The organism is Streptomyces sp. NPDC048516, assembly GCF_043199875.1.
Lineage (GTDB): Bacteria > Actinomycetota > Actinomycetes > Streptomycetales > Streptomycetaceae > Streptomyces.
Genome location: NZ_JBICWS010000018.1, coordinates 1 through 24,810, shown reverse-complemented (window position 1 = coordinate 24,810; position 24,810 = coordinate 1). Strand labels below are relative to the sequence as shown.

Below are 24,810 nucleotides of genomic sequence, written 5' to 3'. Positions count from 1 at the left end.
TGAGGCCCCGGCCGCTGGCGTGCCGCGCGCTGAGGTCCCGACCGTTGGCATGCCGACCGTTGGCGTGGCGACCGTAGGCGTGCCGGCCGCTGAGCTCACCGCCGCAGTCCTCGTCAGCAGCTCAAGTTGTCACCGGGCGTGGTGCCCAGGACCTGCACAAAGCTCTGGTAGCTGTTGATCCGGCTCTGCACCTGGCCGGGGTTTCCGCCATTGCACTCAAGAGAGCCATTGATGCTGCGGATGGTCTCACCGAACCCGGCCCCGCTGACCATGGCCTGGTGCGGGGTCATGGTGCCCGGTCCGGTCTGTGTGTTCCAGTACCAGAGCGCGGTCTTCCAGGCGACGGCGGCGTCCTGCTCCACCAGATAGGGGTTGTGCAGCAGGTCGATGCCGAGCGCATCGCCCGCCGCCTTGTAGTTGAAATTCCAGCTGAGCTGTATCGGACCTCGGCCGTAGTAAGCGGCCTGACCTGCCGGGCAGCCGTACGGCTGGCCGGCATCGCAGTAGTGGGGGTAGTTCCCGGTGTTCTGCTCCACCACGTACACGAGGCCACCGGTCTCGTGACTCACATTCGCGAGGAATGCCGCGGCCTCCTGTCGCTTCACGGTGTCGCTCCCGGTATTCGCGAACTCCGGATAGGCGCTCAGAGCCGCGGTCAGGCCGCTGTAGGTGTAAAACGCATTCCGGTTCGGGAACATCTGGTTGAACTGCGCCTCGCTGACGACGAACCCCTCGTCCCGGGCGTCAGCACCGTCCGGGACCGCGGCACAGCCGGAACAGCCCACTGCGGCTGTCGCAGGCGCCGCCGGAACGACGACGGCCAGGCTCGCAGCGAGAGCGGCGGCGCTCAGCAGCGCGGCAGTACGTGATCTCATTACGGTGACTCCTTCGCGCGGCCGGACTCCGGACCGGAGGGGCCACGGCATGTGGGGGGAATGACCTCATGAACGACGTGCCTTACGAATGACGTCAGTTGCCGTGTCGCCGCATTGACGTATCGCCGTATCGCCGTGCTGCCGCATTGCCGGAAGCGCCACAACAACCGCCCTCGAAGTGCGGGCACCGGGGCACGGATCGATCCAACGACAAGCTCACGGACAAGTGCGACAAGACGACGGCTACACCTTCACTTACAGGCGCCGCATCACCTTGAACTTCACCTGGAACTTCATCTGGAACTTCATCTGAACTTCCATTGCGACTTCAACTGCTTCTTCCGCTGCGACGTGCACTGCACCTGGAACTGCGGCCGTGACCACCGCAGCTGCGGTCTAGACCAACGTCAGGTTATGGCGCGCACGTTGAGCATGTCCATACCAATGCAGCGATCCATCGGCGCTCAGCACAGACGACTACCGCACAGCAACTCCCCCCGCAGTTCGCGCCGTTCGTTCCCAGCTCCCTCGCGAACGAACCGGGCCGGACCGAACCGGACCGGACCGGACCGTGTCAGGCCGAGCCGAACCTTGCCGGGCTGACGACATGACGTCGAACCAGGAGGTGGCGACACAACATCGCACGTCCTGTGCAAAAGTGGCCCGATGAAGACAATCGGGTTGCTCGGCGGCATGAGCTGGGAGTCCACGGCGGAGTACTACCGGCTGCTGAACCAGTTGACGCGCGAGCGGCTGGGCGGTCTGCACTCCTCGAAGTGCGTGCTCTACTCCGTGGACTTCGCGGAGATCGAACGGCTGCAGACCGAAGGGCACTGGGAGCAGGCCGCAGAGATACTGGCCGAGGCCGCCAGGGCGCTGGAGGCGGCCGGCGCGGACATGCTGCTGCTCTGCACCAACACCATGCACAAGGTGGCCGACCAGGTATCCGCTGCCGTGACCGTCCCGCTGCTGCATCTCGCCGACACCACCGCGGACGCCGTACGTACCAGCGGCCTGCGCCGCGTCGGACTGCTGGGCACCGCTTTCACCATGGAGCAGGACTTCTACCGCGGCCGGCTCGAAAGCCACGGGCTGGACGTGTTCGTCCCGGACGCCGCCGGGAGAGGCATTGTCCATCGCGTGATCTACGAGGAGCTGTGCCTCGGCATCGTCCGCGAGGAATCCCGGAAGTCGTTCCAGGCCGTCATCAACCGTCTCATCGACGCAGGGGCCGAGGGCATCGTGCTGGGCTGCACCGAGATCGAGCTGCTCATCGAGCCGGAGCACAGTTCGGTTCCGCTCTTTCCGACCACCCGGCTGCATGCCGAAGCAGCCGTCGCCCACGCCCTCGCTGACGCCCCGTAATCCGTACCGCCGTCGCGCAGTACGGATGACGGATCCTCGCGAGCGCCCCGCTACGCAGCGGGTTGGGCGATCATTGCGGTGGCCACGGAGCGGAAGCCGAGGCGGGCGTAGATCCGAGCGACAGCGTCGTCGCCCGCGGACAGGAAAAGGGTCTCGACACCCCGTGATCGTGCGTCGGCCACCAGCGTCGCGGTGACCGCGAGACCAAGGCCACGACGGCGCGCGGCCGGCAGAGTTCCCACTCCGACGATCTCGCTGACCGTCCCGACCGGCTGATGCTGACCGGCACACAACGCCCTGCCGGCCTCCACCGCGGCGGCCACGGACGTCAGACCGGCCCTGATCCGTGCGGCCGAGCTTTCCACCGACCCGTCCCCGGCGACGGCCCGCACAGCCTCGGCCAGCTCCGCCACCCCGGCCACCCCGACTCCGGTCCCGGGGTCGGCGAAGGCCAGGTGGGGGACGGCCAGCGCACTGGGCAGCACCGGATCGTCCGGCCCGACGGTCCGCAGCACCACGCCGCCGGTCATCTTGGGCACCTCAGGGGTCGGGACATCCGGGCCCAGCACCATCAGGGGATGCGCGTGCACGGAAAGCCCCGACTGCTCGACCGCGGCCCGCAGCGCGGGCGCGGTCTCGGCAACCCACTCGAAACTCTCCGGAATACCCAATTCCCGCTGCCGGACGCGCACCCGGTTCACCTCGGCAGCAGTCACCTCTCCCCGCCGCCCCGGCGCCGGGCGCGCATAGAACGGCCAGCCCTGCCCCTCCCGGACGAACAGCGTCAGTGCCCCGAAGTCCTCGGCCCGGGCTCCGGAACGGGGGACGGCGTCGTAGTAATCCTCAAGGTGTTCCAGCAGTTCATTACGATCGTCCAGCTCCAATGAAGTCACACCGCGCATCCAAACAGCAGCAGGCGAGCCGCTACCACCGCATTACGCACGGACGCAGACCGTCCCGGACGGATGCAGACCGCCCGGCACGGAACGGTGGACAACCGCACCGCCGGCAACGAAATCGCGCACCGGGCCGTCCGAATGGAGATGGCGATGGGGTACTTGAAGAGGGTCGGAGTTGGGAAGGAAGGGCCGCCAACTCCCCTATCGGCACAAATTATTGGGTCGCGAGGAGGTTTGAACTCACGGCAGGTACGCTGACGTGGTGGCGCGTAGCGAGTTAGAACGATTGGCCAGGATCCGGATGGAGATCACCGGTGAGACGCTCGAACGCGCCATGGCCGTACTCGAAGGCCAGACGACTTACCCCGCGGCGCCCTCCGCATCCCACGCCGAGCCCGATCCCGCCGAGAACGCTGAGGTCAGCGAGGCCGGTACGGGCAGCGAAGGCCCTGCGAGCAACGGGGGCAGCGGGGCCCGGGCAGTGCCCGAGCCCCGACGGACACCTCCCAGACGAAACCACCTGCGGGGCCTCTGAGCCTGCTGCATCCACCGCTGCATCCACTGCCGTCTTCGCCACTGCTCCACCACCGGACACTGACCGGCCGATCACGGCGGCACGAGGGCCTGGGGCCTGGGGCCTGGGGCCCGGCTTCCGGCTTCCGGCTTCCGGCTTCCGGCTTCCGGCTTCCGGCTTCCGGCTTCCGGCTTCCGGCTTCCGGCTTCCGGCTGCGCATCGTGCCCCGTCAGGGCGCCGGCGGCTCGGCAGGGAAGAGGATGGGGCTGAGGAGGTAGGGCGAGCGCCCCGGAGTGGGCTCGTTGCTGAGGGAAGGCTGCAGGGTCTCGACCAGCTTCCTGAGAAGTTCGGTGAGTTCGTCCGGGCTGAGCCAGAGGGTGCCCTGGCGATACGAGACCGAGTCGTCGGCCGGGTTCGCGCCGTCACGGTCGAGGTAGGCGTTGAATTCGGCGATGAGGACGGCCATGGCGGCCGCGAACCCGCGGCGGTGGTCGTCCAGGGACATGGCCGCGGCGGCCTCGCCGTCGATCGCGGGACGGTCCTTGCGCAGCCGGTACCGGCGCTCGACCGCGCCGCGCACACGGTGCTCCTCGGCCACTTCGAGGAAGCCGGCCTCCGTCAGTAGGGCGACATGTCGGTAGACGGTCACCTTCGACGCCTCGGGCATCCGGGCGCACAGCTCACTCGTGGTGAGCTCACGCCCGCCGGACAGGGCGTGAACCACGCGCAGGCGAACCGGATGGAGAAGCAGATCGACGGTATCCACGCCACTACTCTTTCACAAATGATACCGTTATCGAAATTGAAATCGTTCAGCTACGGGAGCGGATATGAGGCAGACGACGGGGCGAGCGGTGTCCGTGAACGGGCGGTCGGTTCATGTGGAGGTGTCAGGCCGGGGCACCGACTGGGTCGTCTTCGAGGCCGGTGGGGGCCTGGGCCGGACCTGCTGGGATGCGGTGGTTCCGCTGCTGGCCGACCGGGCTCGACTGCTGGCCTACGACCGCGCCGGGTTCGGTCGCAGCGCCCGGACCACACAACAGTTGTCGGTCGACGACATGGCCGCCGACCTGGTCGCACTGGTCGACGCGGTGATACCGCAGCCCGCCACGCTCGTACTCGTGGGGCACAGCATGGGCGGACTGGTCACCCGTCGCGCGGCAGAGAGCCTGGGACCACGACTTCGGGGCCTGCTGCTGCTCGACCCGACACCGGAGCGTGCGCCCGTCTACGACATGTACGACCGGACCGCCGTAAGGATCGACCGCGCCATGGGCGTGACACAGACGCTGGTCCGGTTCCGCCCGCTGGCGCGCATGGTCAGCGGAAACATCCGCCGCGTCTTCCCCGCGGAGACCTACGCCACCATGCTCGCCGAGGACTTCGTCCCGGCCGGCATCGCGCAGACCAGGAAAGAGTTCAAGGCCGCAGCCGCCGCCATCCCCCAGTTCCGTGCCCAGCCGCCCCGCGAACCGGCCTGTCCGACGGTCCTGCTCTCGGCTTCCCGCCCGGTGAAGGGCCGGGAAAAGCAGCACGCCGTCATCGCCGAACACCAGCGACGCTGGACCGAGGCACTGCCGGACGGGCGCTTCGAAGAGGTCGACTCGGGGCACTTCGTCCAGGCCGAGCAGCCGGCGATCGTCGCGGACCGGGTCACACAGCTCCTCGGCCGGGAACCGGACCGGAGCAGCGCCCCATCAGCCTGACGGCTCTCCCGCCCGCCCACACAAAGCACCGGGCGGCGTCTACGAGCCGTCCGCCCCGCCTCTCATCCGTGCCAGGTGCTATCGGGCGCGCCCGATGGCGCCGCATGCCCGGAAGGGTCGAGCCCTCTCCCCGGAATGGCGCGGAGCGCAATCGCCTACGCACACAGCGCTAGCATGCCCTCGCCCCGTCCCCCTCCGCCACAGGTATCTGCCCGTGGACGTCCGGCGGACGGACTACTGAATCTCATGGAGTCAGGGGTCGTGCCAGCAGTGGCGTCTTCAGCATCTGATGCCCCCCGCTGGCCAGCATGCGGACTTCACCCCGGTCACTGATCTCCGCGCGTACGATCCCCGACTCGTCCTCGTAGACCGGATAGCCGCCCGCTCCTGCGCGCTCGGTGCGACGCACAATCACCACGTCATCCTCGACCGCGGGTGCTTGAAATACCAGCTCATAGCATTCCGGGTAATCCATCGGGGCCTCCCGACACGACTCGGCAGGTGCTCCGGGCGTCGCTCCCCCACCGCCGTTGCACCTCGGCCCTTCCATCGTCACCCACACCCGCCCGGCGCGCCTGAGGAGGACACAGAGATGACCGGAACCCAGGCCGGCGTGCGGGACGGCATCCATGCGGGGTGGAGTCCAGGGAGGGCGGCATACATGCGACGCGGGGTGGAGTCCAGGGAGGGCGGAATCCACGCGGGGTGGAATCCATGCAGGTGGGGTGGAATCCACGCGGGTGGAATACATGCAGGTGGGATGGAATCCACGCGGGTGGAATACATGCAGGTGGGATGGAATCCACGCGGATCCTTGCGGTCGGCAGATCGGCCTGGCCTTGCCGTCCGGGCTTGGGGTCAAGGCCGTACCCACGAGGTCGCACCTCACGCGGCGCCGCGGCCGACCGGATGCGTGAGCCCCGCTCCCGTGCGCTGTCACAGGAGCGGGGCAGGTCCGAGAAGCGCCAGCAGCTCGGATAGTTACGGGAGCCACGGTAGGGGGCACCACTGACAACGGCTGGTCCGGCGGAATGCAACGGGGAGTGCGGGGGGAAATCACCTCGCCAGCGAACGATGCGACCGCGATGGCCTGCGCGTGCGGCGACGCCCGGGATGCGGCCACGGCGCCGGGCGCGACGACCGACTTCAGACGTCACCCGATCGGAGTAGCGCCCGTCCGGCCACGGTGCGATCATCCATCAGCCTGGGCAGGCCATGAACAGGGCCGAGCCGGGCCGCAGACGGATAGCTGCCGGGTGCCGGTGGCTCGAAAGGGGCGATTGTGGCGGGAAGGCCGTGGTTTTCGCTTGCGACGGTGGTTCTGGATTGCCCGGATGCCCATGCGCTTGCCGAGTTCTACCAGCAGCTCCTCGGCTGGGAAGTGAAATCCAGCGAACCGGACTGGGTGCTGCTCAGGTGCCCGGAAGGAGCCATGGCGCTCGCGTTCCAGTCCGAGCCTGGGTATCGGGCCCCCATATGGCCCGAACACCCCGGGGAACAGCAGAAGATGCTGCATCTCGACATCCGGGTCGATGACCTTGTAGAGGCCGAGGCATATGCCGTCGCAGCGGGCGCGTCCCGGGCCGAACTCCAGCCGCAGGACGATGTTCGGGTGCTCTTGGATCCGGCGGGACATCCGTTCTGCCTCTTCCTTCACTAGAAGGACGGAGCCATTGCCAGTGGGTTTGTTGAGCTGGTTGAACGGGTTGAAGTGGTTGAGCCTGCTGGGCTTATCGGGCCTGCTGAGCCAGCTGGGCCTGCGTGTTGAACGGTGCCGGCTTGTAGCGCGGCGGGGAGGATTCCTCCGTAACGCCGGGCGACCGCGGAGCGTGTGGGAAGGGACACACACAGGCAGCGAGGGACGAAGGACGGGCCGACTGTCCTTGCTGGTCAGACAGTTGAGGTGGCGTAGGGATCACCACCGGGGCGACCGCTGCGGGCGCGGAGACGCCGCGCGCGGGTCTGCGTTGTCAGTGTCTGCCCCTAGCATTGCTCATATGTCCCCAACTCCTTCTGCCCCTACGGGTACGCCCGTTCCTGCTTCCGAGGCGAACGAATCGATCCGGCGATTTGTACGTGCCCGTCGCGGTATGGCGTGGTCGGCCCAGGACATGGCGGAGTACGCGGTGCTGCTGGAGATCTGGACGCTGGCGGTGCGCTCGGAGGTCGTCGAGGCGGCGTAGCCCCGTGCACGCTCAACTCGGCGGCCAGAGCCCGGCCTTCCCGGCTCCTGCTTCCTCATTTCTGGCCGCTGGTCCCTGAACCCTGGTTCCTGGCCCCTGACTTCTGCCGCCTGGCTCGTTGCATCTTGCTCACTAGATCCGGGGCTCGTTGACTCCGGGGCTCGTTGACTCCGCTCTCGCCGGCTCCTGACTTGCCCCTGGACAGCAGCTGTCCGGAGGAGCCGGCCCGATGGGCGGTTCCGGCGAACGAACGGATGCCAAGGCTGCGTTAGTCATGCGTTAGTAGACCGGCAGCGGTCGGCACCACCCTGGATCCTGTCCCGCTCATGACGGCGGCACCCACGCCATGTCCAATGCCCATGGCCGGAACCAACGCGCACAGCCACACCCAGGCCCACGCAGCACCGGCGCGATCCCGCAGCAACGCTGTGGCGAAAGAGCAGAGTGCAGACAAGGGGCAGAAAAGGGGACTTATGTCCGGGAACAATGCCTCCGAGGTCGACGCAGCCGTCAGCAGCACCCCTGCGTCCCCCACCACCGTAGGCTCCGCTTTACATCGTGGGCGCCGGATCGTTGCCGCTTCGCTGATCGCCGTTGCCGCACTCTCCTTGACCGCCTGCGGCAGCGACAGCGGCAGCGACAGCGACAACACGAAGGCGAGCGCCAAGGTCTCGTCGCGGCCCGATCCCGAGGATCTGGCCAAAGAGGCCGCGGCCCTCGGCAACGTAGCGGATGACCCCGGGCCGAAGGACAAGACGACACCGAGCCCGAAGCCATCTGACACCGGGAAGAGCAACGAGGGCGGCTCCGGGGCGGGTGGCGGCAAGACGAGTCGCGACAGCGGGACGAGCAGTGGCAGCGGAAAAGGCAGCACGAGCGGTGCCGGCTCAGACTCCAGCTCTTCGGCCGGTACCGGGTCCGCGCCCCATGACGAGGGCGTGAGCGGCACCTGGAACGGCGTCCTCAAGTACCTGGCTCCCGGCAAGATGACCGTGGCCCCGGCCTCCGGAGCCGAGCAGGGCTTCGCCATCGGCCCGCAGACCGAGGCCCTGGGCGCCGCTGCCATGTGCGGTGCGCCGGACGGCAACGTCACGATGGACGAAAGCGGCTACGGCACCTCCCCGTGCACCGAATCGCAGTTGGACGAGGCCGCCAGGATGAACTCACTCGATGTCCGGGTCACCGTCGAGGACGGCGTGGCGACGAAGATTGCCGAGCATTACCACCCCTGAGCGTCGAGGGGATCCTGAGGCAGCTCCCCCAGTGCCTGCTCGCCCGGGGGGACACCGTCGGCGTGTCGGCGGTCGCGTGTACGGCGGGGCGACACGCCGGTGGCCGGTGTGCGGTGGGTGAGGGCGAGCGATTACCGGTGATCTGCGGGTGGTGGGTGTGACCGGTGGGTGATGGGTCATCGATGGGTGGCGGGAGACCGGTGGGCAATAGGTGACCGATAGGCGACGGGAGACCCGTGGGAATCGATAGACGTCTGGTCACGGCTGGTCACGGCTGGTCACGGCTGGTCAGGGCTGATCGGTGGCGGGTCGTGGTCGAGTGGGCTGAAGCCGCCGGCCGTGGCTGACCACGCCGCAACCGTGACGTCCGATTTCCGCCAGCCATGACGCGGGCGAGCCCTCAGACTCGGGAAGTGAAAGCACTCCATGCGAACGAGGAGAGCGCCATGACCTCCCCCTCGGCATCCACCGCCACCACTGGCTACACCACGCTCGACAGCCCCTTGGGCGAGTTGCTGCTCGTCGGCGAGGAAGCGTCCACCGCACCCGGGGGCACCGCCCTGACCTCCCTCTCCATGCCCCAGCAGCGGGGCGCCGCTACCGTACAGCCACACTGGCGCCGCGACCCCCGTCCCTTCACCGATGTCGTCCGCCAGCTCCGTGCCTACTTCGCGGGCGAGCTCTTCCGCTTCGAGCTCGCATTCCGCACCACCGGTACGGCGTTCCAGGAGCACGTCTGGCAGGCCCTGGAAGCCATCCCGTACGGCACCACGACCACCTATGGCCGACTCGCCGAGGGCCTCGGCGTGTCGCGGGCCGACGTACGGGCCCTGGGTGCGGCGATCGGGGCGAATCCTCTGCCGATCCTGCGCCCCTGCCATCGTGTGATCGGCGCGGATGGCTCGATGCGCGGCTACGCGGCGGGGGTCGAACGCAAAACCGCGCTGCTCACGCACGAGGGCGCCCTTCAACCGACGCTGATCTGAGCCCGGCCATGCCTGGTATCCCTTCGATCATGACCTCTCCCCTCATTTCCCCGGCGGAGACGGCCGCATACGGCGGCCTCCCCGCCCCCGTCCCGCACTCCGGCGCCGAACTCGCCGCCCTGCTCGGCCTGTTGACCGCGCCCGGGGCTCGTATCGGCACGGTGGTCGTCGGGCACAGCCGGGACACCGCGTCGCGGTCGGCAGCGGCGGCGTTCGCCGAAGCCTGGCGTGCCCCCGGGAGGCTGCCGGTGCTCGCCGTGATCGACTGGCCGGAATCCGCCGCGTCCTGGCTACGGGCCGCGCGCCGGTTCACGACCGAGGAGCCTGACGCCTGGGTGGTGGCCGCCGCGCCGCTCGGCTGGGCCCAGATGAGCCGCCGGCTGCGTCACAGCACCGACTGGGACCCGGCACGCACCTACGGCTTCGCGGCTCTCGGCGACTCCCGCGTACCCGCCCTGGCCGGGCCGGGGACTCTGCAGGGCATGCGAGGCGCCGGCGCCGACGGCAGCACCTGGAGCATCGACCGCGGCTGGGTCACCCACCGGCTACCGGCCCGTCCGCCTACGGCTCCTGCCCGTGGCAGGCTGTAATCAGCGAGCGATGAGGCAAGGCAGGAGGACATGAGCACGCCACTTCCCGGCTTCGAGGACTTCGGGGAACCAGCTCCCGCGGCCCCCGGAAGACATGGCCCCGACGACACCGACAGCAGCGGGACGGGCCCCGGCGCGCCCCCTCCCCAAGGCCTCCAAGGGCTGCTTCACCCGGCCGCAGCCGCCCGGAGCCAGGCCCGCGAAGGCGCCGGCCGAGAAATCGCCCCCGGCGCCGTCCATGTCCCCGGCTGGCTGACCACGGCCCAGCAACGCGAGCTCGTCACCGCCTGTCGCGGCTGGGCGCGCGGCCCGGCCCCGATCCGGCACACCAAGCTGCCGCGCGGCGGTGTGATGTCCGTGCAGACCGTGTGCATCGGCTGGCACTGGCAGCCGTACGCGTACACCCGCACCGCCGATGATGTGAACGGCGCCCGAGTAGCCGAATTTCCTTACTGGATGGTCGAGTTGGGCCGCCGGGCGCTGGTCGAGGCGTATCAGGACGTGGCCGCGGGCGACGGTTACACGCCTGATACCGCGCTGATCAACTTCTACGACGGCCAGGCGAAGCTCGGCATGCACCAGGACAAGGAAGAGCGCTCCGGCGCGCCGGTGGTCTCCCTCAGCATCGGCGACACCTGCGTCTTCCGGTTCGGCAATACCGAGACGCGCACCAAGCCGTACACCGATATCGAGCTGGTCTCCGGAGATCTCTTCGTCTTCGGCGGACCGTCCCGCTTCGCGTACCACGGAGTGCCCAAGGTCAGGCCGGGCACCGGGGACCCCGCGTCCGGCATGACCAGCGGGCGCCTCAACATCACCATGCGGGTCACCGGACTCGACGGATAACCGCCGCGTCCCGAGGCAGACTGGACTCATGTGCCGCAGCATCAAGACGCTCCGTCCGCCCACCACCCTTGAGGTCACCGACGAGGACATCCGGGCCGCTGCCTTGCAGTACGTCCGCAAGGTCTCCGGCTTCCGTGCCCCGGCCGCCCACAACCGCGAGGTCTTCGACCAGGCCGTCGACACAGTGGCAGCCGCGACCCAGGAACTCCTTGACGGCCTGCAGATCCGCGGCTCGGCCGGCCGCGGGCGCCCCCATCCCTGAGTCGCCGCTCCATCACCAGGAGCTGTCCGGCCCATCAGTGACCACGACCTCGGAGCGCGTCCAGCGACAGCTGTCACGTGCCATGATCCGCGCATGAGGCAGTACTCCTCCTTGCCTCCGGAAAGGGCACGTGCCAAGCAGCCGGTGCCGCCACCGCCTGGACTGAGACGGTTCGCTCGCTGCCAGTCGGCACCCCGATCGCCGGTGAGGTCATCGGTAGGTAGATCGGTAAGCAGCCGGCGGACTGCGAGGAGGCTGAGAGGCCCTGGGGGAGGCACTAACGCGGAGCCCGTCTTCCCCCGCAGCCTCTCCCCCTCCCCCGCAGCCTCTCCCGCTCCCTAACGATCGCCCGCCGGCCCCCGCCAGTCCGCATGGCGAATACGGGAGATCTCCCGCACCTCACCAACCGTGCCCCATTCGTCCTTCCCCAGCCGCGACAGGGGCTTCAGGCGGGAAATCTCGGGATGCCCGTCGACCAGTACGTCCTGCGTGACGACCGCATGCACCACGCGCCCGAACACGACGGTGGAATCCCCGATGCCCACTGTGCTGTGCACCTCGCACTCCAGCGCCACCGGCGACGCCGCCACCCGCGGAGGCTTGACGCGCAGACTCGGCTCGGTGTCGATCCCGGCCGCCTCGAACTCGCTCACCTCGTGCGGAAAGTCGGTGCCCGTGTCATTGATCTGCCCGAACAGCCCCTCCGGCGCAAGGTTGACCACGAACTGCCCGGTCGCCTCGACATTGCGCAGGGTGTCCTTACGGCCGACGGAGCTGAACTGCACCACGGGCGGCGCGACGCTGGCGATCGTGAAGAAGGAATGGGGGGCTAGGTTCGCAGAAGCACCATCAGGGCCGATCGTCGAGACCCAGGCGATGGGCCGCGGCACGACGACCGCGGTCAGCAGCTTGAAGAACTCGTTGCGGGACATAGCAGCGGGATCGAAGTCAATACGCATGGTGATCAGTATCCAGGTGCCTGACCGCGGACCGTACAGCGGATCCACGGCATCACCAAACCCCTGAGTTCGGCGGAGAGTGCCCGGTATCGGAACCACCCGAGCACCAGGAGCCGACACCGTGCCCACAGCAGCCCTCACCGTCTGGGAGGACTTCGAGGTCCCCGCCCATGCCCGCGGCGGACAGGTCACCCTCAACCTCCACGACCACCTGGCGGCCTACGCCCCCAAACTCCCAGGCGCCTAGCTGCGCATCTCCTCCGACCGCTTCGGTCTCGAAGCCGGCGTGGACCGCCAGCTCGAAGACGCCGAAGACACCCGGGTCCGACTGCAATGGGGCCCCCTCGCCAAGGTCTACCGGGAGAACGACACCTCGGCCTTCAAGAAGCGCAAGGCCGTCAAGCCGGACGGTTCCATCGACTGGACCGTCCTGCGCCCCGAATTCCGCCAGCTCCTGGCCGACCTGGCCAACGGTGTCATCGTCGGCGTGATCTTCTACGACCTTGACCGGCTGGTGCGCCGGCCCCGGGATCTCGTCTCCTTCCTGAATAAGCAGCTTCAGACATCGAAGACCGGATTGGATCAATCCGCCGGCACCATCGCAGCCTTGCAGGCAAGGTTGGACCAGGAACTGGCACGGAAGAGCGAACTCATCCACCGGTGGTCAAACGAGAGGGCTTTGCATGAGGTCGATCTGAGCGAGGGAGACTATTTCACCATGCTGGCGGCCCTCAATCGCAAGATTTCCCGCCTCAGGGAATCGATCGCCGGCCTGGAGGGCGCTCCTCCTCCGAGGGCCGCATCCGAGGACCTCCTCGCCAATTGGACAGCGGGTCACGAAGACGCGCGATCCCGCGGGGTCGGAAGAACCTCCCTGGCCTGTGCCCTCCCCGTCGGTGCATGCCGAGGGGGCGGGCAGAGCACGTCGTATCCATAGCGCAGCGGTGGCGGCCCCGCGGTCGTCGCTGACGACCGCCTCCGCTGCGACGATGGCGGCCGAGCCCCGCGTCCGTCCGTGACGATGGCAATGCCGGCGCGCCGAGAAATTGTCGAGTAGGGATGTGGCGCCGGCCGTGGCGGCCGACCGAGCGCAGCGAAAGCCGGTGAGCGGCCCGGATCGTTTGCGCGCTGTACGTAGCGAGGAGACGCTGACATCGTCATCGAGTAGCCGCCATCGGCGCTCGAACCCGTCTGGGCTGGTGCGCGTTTCGCGTCGCCCGCTTCCTTGGGGAAGGTGAGGGTCATGGGCAAGAAGGACGAGGCCGTGGTTCGGGCGCTGCTCGACCGGCACGGCCAAACATACGCGGCTCAGGCGGGCATCAAGCTGCGGAACACCCCCGCCCCGCTGTACCAGCTTCTCGTGCTCTCCTTGCTGCTGTCCGCCCGTATCCGGGCGGACACCGCGGTCGAGGCGGCCCGCGCACTGTTCTCCGCGGGGATGCGCGACGCCCGACGGATGGGCCAGGCCACCTGGCAGCAGCGCGTCGACGCGCTCGGCGAGGGCGGTTACCGTCGCTACGACGAGCGGACCTCCACCCAACTCGGCGACGGCGCCGAACTTCTGCTGGAGCGATACAAGGGCGACCTGCGCCAGCTGCGCGAAGGGACAGATCCGAAGAAGCTCCTGCAAGACATTCCAGGCATCGGCCCCACCGGGGCTGACATCTTCCTTCGGGAGGCACAGGCCGTGTGGCCGGAGTTCTGCCCGCACCTCGACCGTAAGGTACTGGACGGGGCACAGCGCCTCGGGCTACCGAGCTCTCCCAAGAAGCTGGCGTCCCTCGTAGATGACGCAGGCCTGCCAAAGCTCGCTGCGGCCCTGGTCCGAGTAGCCCTCGACGAACGGAAAGCGGAACAGGTGCGCTCGGCGGCAACAGACTGAGCCGGATCTTGCCCATACCGCGCGCTCGGAGGCCTGGTCCCGGCGAGCTGGAGCCGTGGGCAGCGTGGTGAAGCCGCCGCTGCCCTACACCGGCACCTCGGTGCCGCTCGCCCCCATCAGCCCGACGAGCGGCACCTGGAGCAGCCGCGCCTTGAGGTCCCACAGAGCGATGTCCACGGCCGAGAGGGCCCCCGCGACCAGGCCGGGCCGGGCCGGGCGGCGTTGCGCACGGCCCGGGACATCGCCTCGTCGGCGCCGGGCACATCCATCGCGCAGCGGCCGGTCACGAGGCCGCCGGCTGCTCGTCGATGACCTGGGCGGTGGCCGCGGCCCCGAGGTGCAGCCCAAGCCCGTGGTCGTGCCGGAGCTGGCCTGGGCCACGATCATGGTCGTGGAGTCCCAGGTCAGCGTGCCGTCGCCCTCGGCGGCATCGATGGGAGCGCGGTAGACCGAGGTGGCGACCGAGTCGACAACGGGGTCCGCGCCCCGGGTGTGAGGGCCCACCGTCAGTCCTGGTGGTGCTTCCGGCCCGGGAGGAACTCCTGGACCTTGGCCTTCAAGCCCTGCTTGACCATCGCCGCGCGGTCGCTGTCGCCCTTGAGGACGGCGCCGGCCGCGGCCTCGATCTGATCGAGGCTGGCGTGCGGCGGAATCGGCGGGACGGCGGGGTCGGTGCGGAAATCGATGACGAACGGGCGGTCGGCGGCGAGTGCCTGGCGCCAGGCGTCCACCACCTCGCCGGGCTTCTCCACCCGGACGCCGCCGAGCCCGATGGACCGTGCGAAGTCGGCGTAGGGCACGTCGGGGAGTGCCTGCGAGGCGAGGAATTGCGGGGCGCCGGACATCGCGCGCATCTCCCACGTGACCTGGTTGAGGTCCTGGTTGTTCAGGACGGCCACGATCAGGCGCGGGTCGCTCCACTCCTGCCAGTACTTGGCCGCCGTGATGAGCTCCGCCATACCATTCATCTGCATGGCGCCGTCCCCGACGAGGGCCAGCGCCGGCCGGTCCGGGTGGGCGAACTTCGCGCCGATGACGTACGGCACGCCCGGGCCCATGGTGGCAAGCGTCCCGGACAGTGAACCGCGCATCGTGCCGCGCATCCGCAGGTGACGTGCGTACCAGTTGGCGGCCGAGCCGGAGTCCGCGGCCAGGATGACATCGTCCGGCAGCAGCGGATCCAGGGCGTGCACGACGTACTCCGGGTTGATCGGATCGGCCTCCACGGCAGCGCGCCGCTCCATGACCTCCCACCAGCGTGCGGTGTCCTTCGCGATCTTCTTGCGCCACTCACCGTGCTTCTTGCGCGTGAGCTGCGGCAGCAGCCGTTGCAGGGTCGCCCGGGCATCTCCGACGAGATTGACTTCGAAGGGGTAGCGCATCCCGACCATGTGCGGGTCGATGTCGATCTGCACCGCCCTGGCCTGGTCCAGCTCCGGCATGAACTGGGTGTAGGGGAAGCTGGATCCGATGACGAGCAGGGTGTCGCAGCCCTGCATCAGCTCGTACGACGGGCGGGTCCCCAGCAGGCCGATGGCGCCCGTGACATACGGCAGGTCGTCGGGGAGCGCGTCCTTGCCCAGCAGCGCCTTGGCCACCCCCGCGCTGAGCACCTCGGCGACCTGCTCCACCTCGGCGCGCGCCCCGCGGGCACCCTGACCGATCAGGACGGCGACCTTCTCCCCGGCATTGAGCACCTCGGCCGCACGGGCCAGGTCGTCGTCGCTCGGGACCGGCGCGTAGGAGGCCATACCGAGGCTGGAGGGAACCATCTTGAAGGCGTGGGTGGGCGGCGAGTAGTCCAGTTCCTGGACGTCCGCCGGGATGATGACTGCGGTCACCGTCCGCCGGCCGTAGGCGGTGCGCATGGCCCGGTCGAGGGCGTTCGGCAGCTGCTCGGGGACGGTCACCATCTCACAGAAGTCGGAGGCGACGTCCTTGTACAGGCTCAGCAGATCGACTTCCTGCTGGTAGGAGCCGCCCATCGCGCTGCGGTTGGTCTGCCCCACGATTGCCACGACCGGTACATGGTCGAGCTTGGCGTCGTAGAGGCCGTTGAGGAGGTGGATCGCGCCGGGCCCGGACGTGGCGGCGCAGACGCCGACCTTGCCGGAGAACTTGGCATACCCGACGGCCTGGAACGCGGCCATTTCCTCGTGCCGCGCCTGGATGAACTGCGGCTTGTTGTCCGCACGTTCCCAGGCGGCGAGCAGCCCGTTGATGCCATCACCGGCATAGGCGAAGACGTGCTCGACGTCCCATTCGCGAAGCCGCTGGAGGATGTGGTCGGAGACCTTGGTGGACACTGAAGCTCCTTTTCTCAGGTCAGGTTCGTCGTCGCAGGAGAGCCGCGCCCGCCGTACAGACCGCCGCGCCGACGGCGGCGAGGCCGCTGCGGTGGCCAGACGGGCGTCGCGGGCATCGAGGCGCGGGCGGTCGACGAGTTTGAGGTGTCGGGCGCAGCCGACCGGCGTAGTGGTGCGAGAGGAATTCGGCCTTGTATGTCGCCATGTCCACGCCGGTCGGGCAGTCGGACTTGCAGCTTTTGCACGCCAGAAACAGATCGAGCGCGTCGCGCACCTCCGTCGAGCACCATCCGTCCTTGACGGCCGAATCGGGGTGCCCGTCAAGCATCTCGAACAGCAGCCGCGCCCGCACCCGGGTCGCACGCTCCTCCTCACCGGTAGCCCGATAGGACGGACACCTCACCCCGCCGCTGTGAGACGGGCAATTGCCGCCCCCCACGCACCGCAACACCGCGCGGCGGAACGAGTGCTCGTCCTCGGGATAGCCAAAGTGGGTCGCGGGCGCCGAAGGCCGCCAGGCGGCCCCCAGCCGCAGCCCCTCATCGACCCGCCGTGGGGCGACGACCTTTCCGGGGTTCATCCGATTATCCGGATCGAACAGCGCCTTGAACTCTCGAAACGCGGTCGCCCGGCGCTCCCCGAAAGCCGTCGGACATTGTCGACGGTCTTGCCGTACGCCTGCGCCGGCGCCCCACACGAATTGTTGCCGATCATCCCGCCCAGGGAACAGTGGCTGTGCGTCGACGGCTTGGGCCCGAACGTCAGCCACACATCGGAGAGTTGGCGATCGAGCTCGTCCAGAACGATCCCCGGCTCGACGTAGTTCGAACCGTCGGTGGAGTAGGCACCCCGGCTCCCCGCGTCGGAACGGACCTCGCCGTCGACCCGGGCCCGCAGCAGAGCCTTCGTGGACAGGCCGGACGCTCCGCCTTGAGCGGCGCCTTCGCCGTGCTCCATCGCCACACCTCCCACCGGTCGGACGACGGCCGTCAGCCGACCACAGGACACGCGTTCCCCAGAGGGGGGCCAGATAACGCGTGGATTAGCGCGGATTGCGCCGTGTGGAGCTGTGGGGGCGGTGTCATGCCCGGGCACTGCCCCACCTCCCGCGCTTCCCACAGAACTAAGCGTCGCGGTAGGTGAGCTCGACGGCTCGCCACCGGCCTTCACTCACTGATCCCTGGGCGGCTTGCTCCGCCCTCGGCCCAGCCCGTCGGCAGCCACCCGGAGATCTGCCACGAGTCCCGAATAAAGCCCGGTCACCTCCAGGGAGAAACGGGACGAGGGGCAGTCTGTGACATGCCGCAGGTCTTGCCTCACCCGAGGGGAGACGAGTCCAATTGGCTCAGCAGGTCACCCGGGCCTTCGTAGACCTCCTGCGCTCCGGCCTCCAATAGCTCGTGGCGGCAGTAGCCGCCGCTGAGCACGCCCACGCACAGCACCCCGGCCCGGACACCGGCCTTCATGTCCCAGACCGTGTCTCCCACGAACACCGCTCGTCCGGGCTCGGTGCCGGCCTGCGCGAGCGCCTGTCCCACAAGGTCAGGGGCGGGTTTGCTGGACTCCACGTCGTCCGCGCCGGTGACTGCGGCGAGCGCGTCCTCGGCATCCAGCGCGGTGCGCATGGCGCTCAGCTCCGCCCCGCCCGCCGAGCTGGCGAGCACCACCTCCCAACCGCGTCCGGCGCAGGCACGGAGCAGGTCGGCGGCGCCATCCAAGGGCGCCAGCCGGGTCCAGTACTCGGCGAAGAGCGTCTTGTGCGCCGCGCTGATGGCGGCATCGCGGTCGCGGTCCTCGCCGGGGCCCAAGAGGTGGCCGATGAGGTGGTCGGCCCCCATCCCGACAGTTCGGTGGATCGCGGCCATCGGCACCCGGTGGCCGGCCTGGCGGAACGCCTCCCACCAGGTGACGGCGTGCAGATAGGTGCTGTCCACGAGGGTCCCGTCCATGTCGAACAGTGCAGCTTTGCGGTTCGCATTCATGATCGCCTCCTATGGGCGCCGAGAGGCTGCTCCCGCTCCGGCGCAGGAATCAGGCCGGCACCTTCGGTCGATGCCGTCACCCTTCAGCTCGTGCGGTGTGCCAGTGTTCAGCTCCGGGGCGGGTGCCTGTCCTCTGGCGAAGCAAGCGCCGGCATCACGCGGAGAGCGCGCCTTGATGAGGACACCCCGTTCATCGACGAGGGGGCAGTAGTAGCCCGCAGGACCTCCTCCTCAGTAGCCCGCAGGACCTCCTCCTCTCCTTCCGGTGCCGTCGGCTTACTTGGCAGATCAGGCACTTCCTCGTGGATGGCGTACCTCATTGTCCAGCGCAGGGTGTGCAGCCCCAGCGGCAGCGGCAGCACGGGGAGACCGAAGGAGCCCGGTCAGAGGCACCGGAGCAGGAAGGGCCGCTGGCTCGACAGCAGAGTCGTCCTTGTCGCTCAGAAGATCTCCTCGGCAGTGGATCTGATGATTTGGGCCTTCATATTGCGTTCCATCATGTGCAGGGCTGCCTCTGCGAGATCGCGGTGGATATGCGCGCAGGCGTCCTCGACGACGGTGACACCGATGTGGCGGATATGGGCGTCGAGCGCCGAGTAGAGCACGCATTGTTCGGTGACCTGGCCGCAAAGCACGATCGTGCCGATGCCGTGCTGGCGCAGCAGGTATTCCAGGGGCGTCTGGTAGAAGATCGAGTGCCGCGCCTTGACCACGAACAGGGATTGCTCATCCGGCCGGAGCGGCTCCACCAGGTCCGCGTGCGGTCCGCTGAGCACGGTGTCCAGCAGCTCGTCGTGGTGCGAGCGCCACAGCCCGAAATTGTCGTTGACGTAGATGACCTCGGTATCGCTCCGCCGGGCCCGTTCGATCAGTGACGTGACGCGCGGCAGGACCGTGCGGACCGAGGGCAGCAGCAGTTCGGCGTCCTCGTGGTCGTAGGAGTTGAGCATGTCGATCACGATGAGTGCGGTGTCGGACATGGGGCGGCCCCTGGTCAGCCCCGGGCCGGACGTTCGCGGACCACGTCCTCGGGCCGCTTGTCGTCGCGGAGGCCGAGGAACCGCGGATGGCGCAGCATGCCGTCGCGGGTCCACTCCGTGAAGCCGATCTGAGCGACGAGTTCGGGGCGCACCCAGTGGGCGCCCCGCTCACGCACGGGCCCGTCGAAAGGAGAGCGGTCGCATCGGCGGGCATCGAGCAGGGTCCGGAGTCGGCGCAGGGTGTGCTGGTCGAAGCCGGTGCCGACCTTGCCCGCGTATCGCAGCGCGCGGTCTGCGTGGTAGCCGAGGAGCAGGGCACCGAATCCGATTCTGCTGCCGGCGGGTTCGGTGAAGCCGACGATGACGAGTTCCTGCCCCTGAGCGCACTTGAGTTTGAGCCAGTCCGAGGAGCGGCGCGGCAGATAGCGGCCGGCGGCCCGCTTGGCGATCAGCCCCTCCCAGCCGCGGGCGCACGCCTCGTCCAGCTCGCGGGCGCCACCGTGGTTGCGGTGCGGGGTGAAGCGCAGCGGGTCCCGGAAGTCGAGCGCCCGGCGCAGCAGGGACTTGCGGGTGCGCAACGGCAGCCGGGTGAGGTCACGGCCGTCCAGCCGCAGCAGGTCGAAGACGTAGTACGTCACCGCGACGCCGCTGGCGCGGGCCTGCTCGGGGTCGGTGAGCTGCATCCGCTGCTGCAGGCGGGCGAAGTCGGTGCGGCCGTGCGCGAAGGCGACGATCTCGCCGTCGACGGTGAGGTCCCGGCACCGCTGGCGGCCGAGGACGTCGACGATTTCCGGGTAGCTGGCGTTGACCTCGCGGCCGGTGCGGGACAGCAGCCGGGTGCGGTCGGGTTCGCGCACGCCGAGCGCCCGCACGCCATCGAGCTTGCGTTCGAATATCCAGCCGTCGTCGAACTCCCGGCGGTCGCTGAGCACGGCCGGCATCGGACGCAACGCGTACTCCTCGCCGGCCGGGGCGTCGTCCAGCGACGCCCGCTCCGCCGGGGGCAGCGCGTCCAGCAAGTCGCGGGCCGAACTCATCACGCGCTCCCCCGCTCCCCGCCCTCCTCCTGGGCGACGCGCTTCAGGGTCCGACCGCTGCGGACGGACCGGGCCCGGCGGGCATCGGGGGCACCACGACGTCCGGCCCGCTCGTCGCCCTCCTTGACGTCCAGCCGGAAGTCGACGTGCAAGGTACTGGCGTCATGAATCTGCACCACGAAGCACAGCGTGTCACCAGCGGAAGCATGCCCACCCTGCGGCTCGCGGGTCCGGCCGAAGTGCCGTTTACCACGATACGTAGTCAGCTTGTTCCTGCTGGTCACGGTTTTGCCTGCCTTTCTTCGGAGGCCGCCTCTCTCACTGTGGCGCGCCGCGGACAGCAGCGCATGTGCACCCTTTGGCTCGCGCGCCGCAGCCCTTCGCCTGCCTGATACGGCGGGTATCACCACCTGCCACGGGACACTCAACGGCCGAGAAAGGTAGTGATGGTGCGGAACCAGGCGGGCAAGGGACCACGGACTTCGTGCAGCAATTCGTTCCAGCGCCGGTCTGCCCGCTCCTCCGCCGACTCATGGCGTCCGTCGGATATCTGTCCTCGGCCTGACGATTCCCTGCGCCCTCCCGTGATTCTCACGAGCCAGTCATTGCGTCAGCTGTGGCAGCACCTGCGTGCGGTAGAAGTCGAAGAAGCCGCGTTGGTCAGGGCCGATCTGGCTGATGTACACAGCGTCGAACCCCGCGTCCGTATAGGCGTTGATCGCGCTGAGGTGTGCGTCCACATCGCCTCCGCACGTCACTTTCTCCGCGACGCGGTCCGGGGTAACCAGTTGCGCCGCCTGCTCGAAGTGCCGGGGAGTGGGGAGGATCTGCGGCAGTTCACCCGGGAGCTGCTCATTGGCCCACAGCCGATGCGCAGTCCGGACAGCCTCGTCTCGATCGGTGGACCAGCACACTTTCAATCCACCGCGAACGGGTTTCGTGCTGCCGCCGCTGCGTTGGAAACGCTCGACCGCCTCAGCATCCGGCACCATGGTCACAAAGCCGTCGCCGATCCGACCGGCCAGTTCCGTGGCGGCGGGGCCGAACCCCGATACGTCGATGGGCACCGGCTCGTCGGGGACGGTATAGAGGCGGGCGTTTTCCACGGTGTAATACCTGCCGTGGTGACTGACCTGCTCGCCTGTGAAGAGCTTCCGCATCACCTGCACGGCCTCTTCGAGCATATCCAGACGAACCGACGCCTGGGGCCATGCGTCTCCGAAGATGTGCTCGTTGAGTGCTTCTCCGCTTCCTACCCCGAGCCGGAACCGTCCCCCTAGCTGCACCGCTGCGGTCGCTGCCGCTTGGGCGGTGACGGCAGGATGCAGCCGCATCGTCGGGCAGGTCACAGCCGTCTCCACCGGCAGCGATGTTGCCCGTGAAAGGGCCCCGATCACCGACCAGACGAAGGGGCTCTGGCCCTGCGCATCGTTCCACGGGTGGTAATGATCGGAGATCCACAACGAGGTGAAGCCTGCCTGCTCCGCCATACGAGCCTGCTCGACCAGTTCTGCCGGCCCGTGCTCCTCACTGGACAGGAAATAGCCGTACTCCACGATCAGACCTCCATCGTCGGCTCCTTGGGACTTTCACGTATCTGACACCAGTGAAGACCGGCTCGTGGGCATTCCGCCCAGACCTGCATCGTATTCCGTTCCGCCTTCGGTCAGGGGGCGGGACGTCACCACGGTCGAATGAGACAGAAGGGGTGGCCGACAGGGTCGGCATAGACACGAAAGCCTCGCCTTCCGCCTTCATCCTCAAGGTCCAGGGCTTTTGCTCCGAGGGCGAGCACTTCCCTTTCACGCGCCTCCATGTCGTCCACGTCCAGGTCGAGATGGAGCTGTTGCGAGCGGCTTGTGCTGGGCCACTCGGGCGGAACGTAATCAGGTACTCGCTGGAACGAGAGCCGCTTCACGTCGCTGATGTAGAGATCAACCCACGCGCTGTCGGTCTCGCCCTTGATCTCGCCCCCCAGCAGCTGCGCATAGAAGTCGGCGAGGGCGTACGGATGGGGACAATCAAAAACGAGCGTACGGATCGTCGCGATGGCCATCGGTCCTCCTCGGGATGAGTGGAACAGGTACCCGAATGGATCGCGCGCAACCGTTCCGCATCGGTAGTTATCTCGGTTGGCCCCTTCCTTCACGTGACCGACGCCTGGAGATCCGGATCGGTCCCCGCGGGCTGCGGCCGCACGGGTGCTGGGCCTGTCCAGGGCGCGGGTGGAGAACGAACGCTGACCGCGTTCCGCTCGCACTACGGCATCGACGCAGCCTATTGCCGCCCAGGGCTGGAGGGCGCACACGAGAAGGGTGGGGTCGAAGGCCAGATCGGATGGTTCCGCCGCAATCACCTCGTTCCCGTGCCGGATGTGGGCTCCCTTGCCGAGCTCAACGCCGTGGTCGAATGGTGGGATGCGCAAGACGATGGCCGCCGCATCGTTCACGGCCCAGGACGGAAGGCGAATGCTTCGCCGTTGAACGGCCGTTGTTGCAACTGTTGCCGGATGAGCCGTTCGAGACCGGCCGACTGTTCACGTTGAGAGTGGACCGCTACAGCCAGATCAGCGTCCGCACCAACCGCTACTCGGTGCCGGTGCGATTGGTCGGGCCGCCGGGTCCGCTGTGGGAGCGTCCGCCCCCGCGTTGCGGGGCGGATGTCAGGTCGCGGGTGGAGGCCTTGCCGGCGGTTTCGGCTTCGCCGGAGCGGGCGCGTTCCTTGTTCACCGGGCGGGAGGCGATCTCCTTGGCCCGCTTGTCCGAGGTGCCCCGCTCCTCGGCCGGTTCGTTGATGTGCTCGTACTGCCGTTCACGCTTCTTACTGGATCCTGCAGGCACGTGGGAAGCAGGCACCGAGCCAGCCCGGCAGACCGGCGGCTTGACCAAGGCGATATCACTGCTGTGCCCGGGGAGAGACCGTTAGTGCAGGAGGCTCACCGCACGGGCGATCACCAGAAGCGAGGTCAGCAGCGCAGAGACGCTTTCCACACTCATCATGAGCTTGGCGCGAGTCGAGAGCGGCATGGTGTCGGTGGGGCTGAAAGCTGTCGAATTGGTCACGGACATGTAGAGATAGTCCATCAGGGTGGGAACCCAGTCGGAGCTGCCGCTGGAGCCGTCCGCGACTTCTTGGACCGCGTCGTCGTTCTCATCCTGGGAGAAGCGGAAGTCCGCCAGCGGTAGCTCGCTACGCGGCGCTTGAGTGCGGCGGACGGGCCCGCCCCGGTCCAATTCCCAGTACGCCAGACCGAAAACAATGATGTTGGTGAGCCAGACCTGCAACGCCGCCACCAGGAGGGAGCGCCCGTCCTTCACTCCGACGGACAGCAGGTCGTGGAGCAGCATTCCCAAGGCGAACAGATTGCCTGCTGCGATGATGAATACCAACGTCAGGGATAGGAGGCGGGAGACTCTGGTCTCCCGAGTGAGACGCTTGGGGTTGATCGCGAACAGCGGTATGAGCAGCAGGAGTTCCAAGACCGGCAGCACATAGCGCGGCGCGACCAGCAGCTGTTGCGGCAAGGCCACGTAGAGCGCCATCGCGGCAAGGATGGCGATCACCCCTGGCAGGCGTGCTTCTCCGCGCCGCTCGTGCCGGGGGTGCTTCGTACGGGCCACGGTGCGTGCGCCTGGCACAATCCCTCTCCTTCATCGCCTGCTGCTGATCAACGGGACCGGAATTCGGCCACCCGATGAGGGACACCAAGCCAGACCGATGCCCCCGGGGGCACGCCTCCCAGCCCCTGCCGGAATGCGTCCATGCCTCAGGTGCAAGTCGGCCGAGCACTGGCACGTCAGCTGGATCCCGAGCCGCCCCGCGCCCACAGTCGCGTGATACCGCCTGCCCTTACGCAACCCGCCGGTTTCGTGGGCCAAGTGGCACTCGGTTATGCCTCGGCGAGGAGGCTTTCGCGCAGAGTGGCGTAGGTGCGGGTCAGGAGGCGGGAGACATGCATCTGGGACAGGCCCATTTCCTCGCCGATCTCGGTCTGTGTCATCTCCGAGCCGAAGCGCAGTTCGAGGAGAGTACGCGCACGCTCGTCCAGTTGGGCCAGGTGCGGCTTGAGGGCCTGAAGATTCTCGGCCAAGGCAAGAGCGGGGTCTTCGTCGCCTATCAGGTCGGCGACGAGCCCGGTCTGCTGCTTGCTGCCGCCGGCTTCGATGGGCCGGTCGAGGGAGCCGGCATCGTAACCGTTGCAGGCGA

At 68.2% G+C, this 24,810-nt stretch carries 27 protein-coding genes and 3 pseudogenes; 12 read left to right on the top strand and 18 right to left on the bottom strand.

The features are described from left to right. Positions 1-113: 113 nt before the first annotated feature. A complete protein-coding gene (locus ACGFR7_RS29350) occupies positions 114-875 on the bottom strand; it encodes a chitinase (protein ID WP_393325078.1) in 762 nt (253 codons plus the stop codon). Positions 876-1,541: 666 nt separating this feature from the next. Between ACGFR7_RS29350 and ACGFR7_RS29345 the strand changes: the two genes are divergently transcribed. After that, positions 1,542-2,240: an aspartate/glutamate racemase family protein gene (locus ACGFR7_RS29345; RefSeq protein ID WP_393325076.1), complete on the top strand. Its 699-nt coding sequence runs from the start codon at positions 1,542-1,544 to the stop codon at positions 2,238-2,240. A gap of 50 nt (positions 2,241-2,290) precedes the next feature. Here the strand turns inward: ACGFR7_RS29345 and ACGFR7_RS29340 are convergent, their stop codons facing one another. Continuing rightward, positions 2,291-3,142 (bottom strand): GNAT family N-acetyltransferase, encoded by an 852-nt coding sequence (locus ACGFR7_RS29340; RefSeq protein ID WP_393325074.1) that lies wholly within the window; start codon positions 3,140-3,142, stop codon positions 2,291-2,293. 740 nt (positions 3,143-3,882) lie between these two features. Further along, a complete protein-coding gene (locus ACGFR7_RS29335) occupies positions 3,883-4,419 on the bottom strand; it encodes a helix-turn-helix domain-containing protein (protein WP_393325072.1) in 537 nt (178 codons plus the stop codon). A 64-nt stretch (positions 4,420-4,483) separates the two neighbouring features. On the opposite strand from ACGFR7_RS29335, the gene ACGFR7_RS29330 reads away from it, so the two are divergent. After that, entirely contained in the window at positions 4,484-5,359 is an 876-nt protein-coding gene (locus ACGFR7_RS29330) for an alpha/beta fold hydrolase (RefSeq protein WP_393325070.1), read from the top strand. Positions 5,360-5,603: 244 nt separating this feature from the next. Here ACGFR7_RS29330 and ACGFR7_RS29325 read toward each other — a convergent pair whose 3' ends face one another. Beyond that, positions 5,604-5,834, bottom strand: coding sequence for a DUF6296 family protein (locus ACGFR7_RS29325; protein WP_088796009.1), 231 nt, complete (start codon positions 5,832-5,834; stop codon positions 5,604-5,606). An 840-nt stretch (positions 5,835-6,674) separates the two neighbouring features. On the opposite strand from ACGFR7_RS29325, the gene ACGFR7_RS29320 reads away from it, so the two are divergent. The 6 genes from ACGFR7_RS29320 to ACGFR7_RS29295 all read left to right on the top strand — a co-directional run bounded on the left by ACGFR7_RS29320 (position 6,675) and on the right by ACGFR7_RS29295 (position 11,458). Then, a complete protein-coding gene (locus ACGFR7_RS29320) occupies positions 6,675-7,019 on the top strand; it encodes a VOC family protein (RefSeq protein WP_393325068.1) in 345 nt (114 codons plus the stop codon). Positions 7,020-8,015: 996 nt separating this feature from the next. After that, complete coding sequence (locus ACGFR7_RS29315) at positions 8,016-8,774, top strand: hypothetical protein (protein WP_393325067.1); 759 nt, start codon at positions 8,016-8,018, stop codon at positions 8,772-8,774. A gap of 446 nt (positions 8,775-9,220) precedes the next feature. Further along, positions 9,221-9,760, top strand: coding sequence for a methylated-DNA--[protein]-cysteine S-methyltransferase (locus tag ACGFR7_RS29310; RefSeq protein WP_393325245.1), 540 nt, complete (start codon positions 9,221-9,223; stop codon positions 9,758-9,760). A gap of 29 nt (positions 9,761-9,789) precedes the next feature. Next, complete coding sequence (locus ACGFR7_RS29305; RefSeq protein ID WP_393325065.1) at positions 9,790-10,350, top strand: hypothetical protein; 561 nt, start codon at positions 9,790-9,792, stop codon at positions 10,348-10,350. 30 nt (positions 10,351-10,380) lie between these two features. Beyond that, positions 10,381-11,196 (top strand): alpha-ketoglutarate-dependent dioxygenase AlkB family protein, encoded by an 816-nt coding sequence (locus ACGFR7_RS29300; RefSeq protein ID WP_393325063.1) that lies wholly within the window; start codon positions 10,381-10,383, stop codon positions 11,194-11,196. A gap of 28 nt (positions 11,197-11,224) precedes the next feature. After that, positions 11,225-11,458 (top strand): DUF2277 domain-containing protein, encoded by a 234-nt coding sequence (locus ACGFR7_RS29295; RefSeq protein ID WP_393325061.1) that lies wholly within the window; start codon positions 11,225-11,227, stop codon positions 11,456-11,458. A 338-nt stretch (positions 11,459-11,796) separates the two neighbouring features. Here the strand turns inward: ACGFR7_RS29295 and ACGFR7_RS29290 are convergent, their stop codons facing one another. Continuing rightward, positions 11,797-12,417, bottom strand: a complete 621-nt coding sequence (locus ACGFR7_RS29290) for a flavin reductase family protein (protein ID WP_393325059.1) — start codon at positions 12,415-12,417, stop codon at positions 11,797-11,799. A gap of 121 nt (positions 12,418-12,538) precedes the next feature. Here ACGFR7_RS29290 and ACGFR7_RS29285 point away from each other — a divergent pair, with 121 nt between their 5' ends. The 3 genes from ACGFR7_RS29285 to ACGFR7_RS29275 all read left to right on the top strand — a co-directional run bounded on the left by ACGFR7_RS29285 (position 12,539) and on the right by ACGFR7_RS29275 (position 14,299). Next, positions 12,539-12,664 carry a hypothetical protein gene (locus ACGFR7_RS29285; protein WP_393325058.1) on the top strand — a complete coding sequence of 42 codons (126 nt, stop codon included), beginning with the start codon at positions 12,539-12,541 and terminating at the stop codon, positions 12,662-12,664. Further along, the gene (locus ACGFR7_RS29280; protein WP_393325244.1) at positions 12,665-13,354 is read left to right on the top strand and encodes a recombinase family protein; all 690 of its coding nucleotides are present in this window, start codon (positions 12,665-12,667) and stop codon (positions 13,352-13,354) included. A 306-nt stretch (positions 13,355-13,660) separates the two neighbouring features. Next, positions 13,661-14,299, top strand: coding sequence for an endonuclease (locus ACGFR7_RS29275; RefSeq protein ID WP_393325057.1), 639 nt, complete (start codon positions 13,661-13,663; stop codon positions 14,297-14,299). A gap of 84 nt (positions 14,300-14,383) precedes the next feature. Here the strand turns inward: ACGFR7_RS29275 and ACGFR7_RS29270 are convergent, their stop codons facing one another. From ACGFR7_RS29270 to ACGFR7_RS29225, 10 genes and pseudogenes are all read right to left on the bottom strand, one after another. After that, positions 14,384-14,803: a hypothetical protein gene (locus tag ACGFR7_RS29270; protein ID WP_393325056.1), complete on the bottom strand. Its 420-nt coding sequence runs from the start codon at positions 14,801-14,803 to the stop codon at positions 14,384-14,386. Positions 14,804-14,805: 2 nt separating this feature from the next. Beyond that, positions 14,806-16,605 (bottom strand): thiamine pyrophosphate-requiring protein, encoded by a 1,800-nt coding sequence (locus tag ACGFR7_RS29265; RefSeq protein WP_393325054.1) that lies wholly within the window; start codon positions 16,603-16,605, stop codon positions 14,806-14,808. Positions 16,606-16,753: 148 nt separating this feature from the next. After that, a pseudogene (locus ACGFR7_RS29260) lies at positions 16,754-17,248 on the bottom strand (FAD-linked oxidase C-terminal domain-containing protein); the annotation flags it as partial. Then, complete coding sequence (locus ACGFR7_RS29255) at positions 17,182-17,562, bottom strand: FAD-binding oxidoreductase (RefSeq protein ID WP_393325052.1); 381 nt, start codon at positions 17,560-17,562, stop codon at positions 17,182-17,184. The gene ACGFR7_RS29255 and the pseudogene ACGFR7_RS29260, both read right to left, overlap by 67 nt. A 359-nt stretch (positions 17,563-17,921) precedes the next feature. After that, the gene (locus tag ACGFR7_RS29250; protein WP_393325050.1) at positions 17,922-18,587 is read right to left on the bottom strand and encodes an HAD family hydrolase; all 666 of its coding nucleotides are present in this window, start codon (positions 18,585-18,587) and stop codon (positions 17,922-17,924) included. 440 nt (positions 18,588-19,027) lie between these two features. After that, entirely contained in the window at positions 19,028-19,567 is a 540-nt protein-coding gene (locus ACGFR7_RS29245) for a cysteine hydrolase family protein (RefSeq protein WP_393325049.1), read from the bottom strand. A 14-nt stretch (positions 19,568-19,581) separates the two neighbouring features. Beyond that, the gene (gene ligD / locus ACGFR7_RS29240; protein WP_393325047.1) at positions 19,582-20,604 is read right to left on the bottom strand and encodes a non-homologous end-joining DNA ligase; all 1,023 of its coding nucleotides are present in this window, start codon (positions 20,602-20,604) and stop codon (positions 19,582-19,584) included. Beyond that, positions 20,604-20,783, bottom strand: a complete 180-nt coding sequence (locus ACGFR7_RS29235) for a hypothetical protein (protein ID WP_393325045.1) — start codon at positions 20,781-20,783, stop codon at positions 20,604-20,606. The genes ligD and ACGFR7_RS29235 overlap by 1 nt, the downstream gene beginning before the upstream one ends. A gap of 423 nt (positions 20,784-21,206) precedes the next feature. Beyond that, entirely contained in the window at positions 21,207-22,163 is a 957-nt protein-coding gene (locus ACGFR7_RS29230; protein WP_393325242.1) for a TIGR03557 family F420-dependent LLM class oxidoreductase, read from the bottom strand. Positions 22,164-22,285: 122 nt separating this feature from the next. Next, entirely contained in the window at positions 22,286-22,660 is a 375-nt protein-coding gene (locus ACGFR7_RS29225; protein ID WP_393325044.1) for a VOC family protein, read from the bottom strand. A gap of 14 nt (positions 22,661-22,674) precedes the next feature. Between ACGFR7_RS29225 and ACGFR7_RS29220 the strand changes: the two are divergent. Next, positions 22,675-23,166: pseudogene (locus ACGFR7_RS29220) on the top strand (hypothetical protein); the annotation flags it as partial. Between the two features lie 44 nt (positions 23,167-23,210). Here the strand turns inward: ACGFR7_RS29220 and ACGFR7_RS29215 are convergent. The 3 genes and pseudogenes from ACGFR7_RS29215 to ACGFR7_RS29205 all read right to left on the bottom strand — a co-directional run. Beyond that, positions 23,211-23,444 (bottom strand): annotated as a pseudogene (locus ACGFR7_RS29215) (plasmid stabilization protein); the annotation flags it as partial. An 81-nt stretch (positions 23,445-23,525) separates the two neighbouring features. Beyond that, on the bottom strand, positions 23,526-24,146 hold the full coding sequence (locus ACGFR7_RS29210; protein ID WP_393325042.1) for a hypothetical protein: 621 nt from the start codon (positions 24,144-24,146) through the stop codon (positions 23,526-23,528). Positions 24,147-24,493: 347 nt separating this feature from the next. Next, the coding region (locus ACGFR7_RS29205) for a sigma-70 family RNA polymerase sigma factor (RefSeq protein ID WP_393325040.1) at positions 24,494-24,810 on the bottom strand (317 nt) is incomplete at its 5' end.

Coding starts and splice junctions, on each gene's coding strand:
- ACGFR7_RS29350 (WP_393325078.1), bottom strand. CDS start 875: ATGAGATCACGTACTGCCGCGCTGCTGAGCGCCGCCGCTCTCGCTGCG.
- ACGFR7_RS29345 (WP_393325076.1), top strand. CDS start 1,542: ATGAAGACAATCGGGTTGCTCGGCGGCATGAGCTGGGAGTCCACGGCG.
- ACGFR7_RS29340 (WP_393325074.1), bottom strand. CDS start 3,142: ATGCGCGGTGTGACTTCATTGGAGCTGGACGATCGTAATGAACTGCTG.
- ACGFR7_RS29330 (WP_393325070.1), top strand. CDS start 4,484: ATGAGGCAGACGACGGGGCGAGCGGTGTCCGTGAACGGGCGGTCGGTT.
- ACGFR7_RS29325 (WP_088796009.1), bottom strand. CDS start 5,834: ATGGATTACCCGGAATGCTATGAGCTGGTATTTCAAGCACCCGCGGTC.
- ACGFR7_RS29315 (WP_393325067.1), top strand. CDS start 8,016: ATGTCCGGGAACAATGCCTCCGAGGTCGACGCAGCCGTCAGCAGCACC.
- ACGFR7_RS29310 (WP_393325245.1), top strand. CDS start 9,221: ATGACCTCCCCCTCGGCATCCACCGCCACCACTGGCTACACCACGCTC.
- ACGFR7_RS29305 (WP_393325065.1), top strand. CDS start 9,790: ATGACCTCTCCCCTCATTTCCCCGGCGGAGACGGCCGCATACGGCGGC.
- ACGFR7_RS29300 (WP_393325063.1), top strand. CDS start 10,381: ATGAGCACGCCACTTCCCGGCTTCGAGGACTTCGGGGAACCAGCTCCC.
- ACGFR7_RS29295 (WP_393325061.1), top strand. CDS start 11,225: ATGTGCCGCAGCATCAAGACGCTCCGTCCGCCCACCACCCTTGAGGTC.
- ACGFR7_RS29290 (WP_393325059.1), bottom strand. CDS start 12,417: ATGCGTATTGACTTCGATCCCGCTGCTATGTCCCGCAACGAGTTCTTC.
- ACGFR7_RS29275 (WP_393325057.1), top strand. CDS start 13,661: ATGGGCAAGAAGGACGAGGCCGTGGTTCGGGCGCTGCTCGACCGGCAC.
- ACGFR7_RS29255 (WP_393325052.1), bottom strand. CDS start 17,562: ATGGAGCACGGCGAAGGCGCCGCTCAAGGCGGAGCGTCCGGCCTGTCC.
- ACGFR7_RS29250 (WP_393325050.1), bottom strand. CDS start 18,587: ATGAATGCGAACCGCAAAGCTGCACTGTTCGACATGGACGGGACCCTC.
- ACGFR7_RS29245 (WP_393325049.1), bottom strand. CDS start 19,567: ATGTCCGACACCGCACTCATCGTGATCGACATGCTCAACTCCTACGAC.
- ligD (WP_393325047.1), bottom strand. CDS start 20,604: ATGAGTTCGGCCCGCGACTTGCTGGACGCGCTGCCCCCGGCGGAGCGG.
- ACGFR7_RS29225 (WP_393325044.1), bottom strand. CDS start 22,660: ATGGCCATCGCGACGATCCGTACGCTCGTTTTTGATTGTCCCCATCCG.
- ACGFR7_RS29210 (WP_393325042.1), bottom strand. CDS start 24,146: ATGGCGCTCTACGTGGCCTTGCCGCAACAGCTGCTGGTCGCGCCGCGC.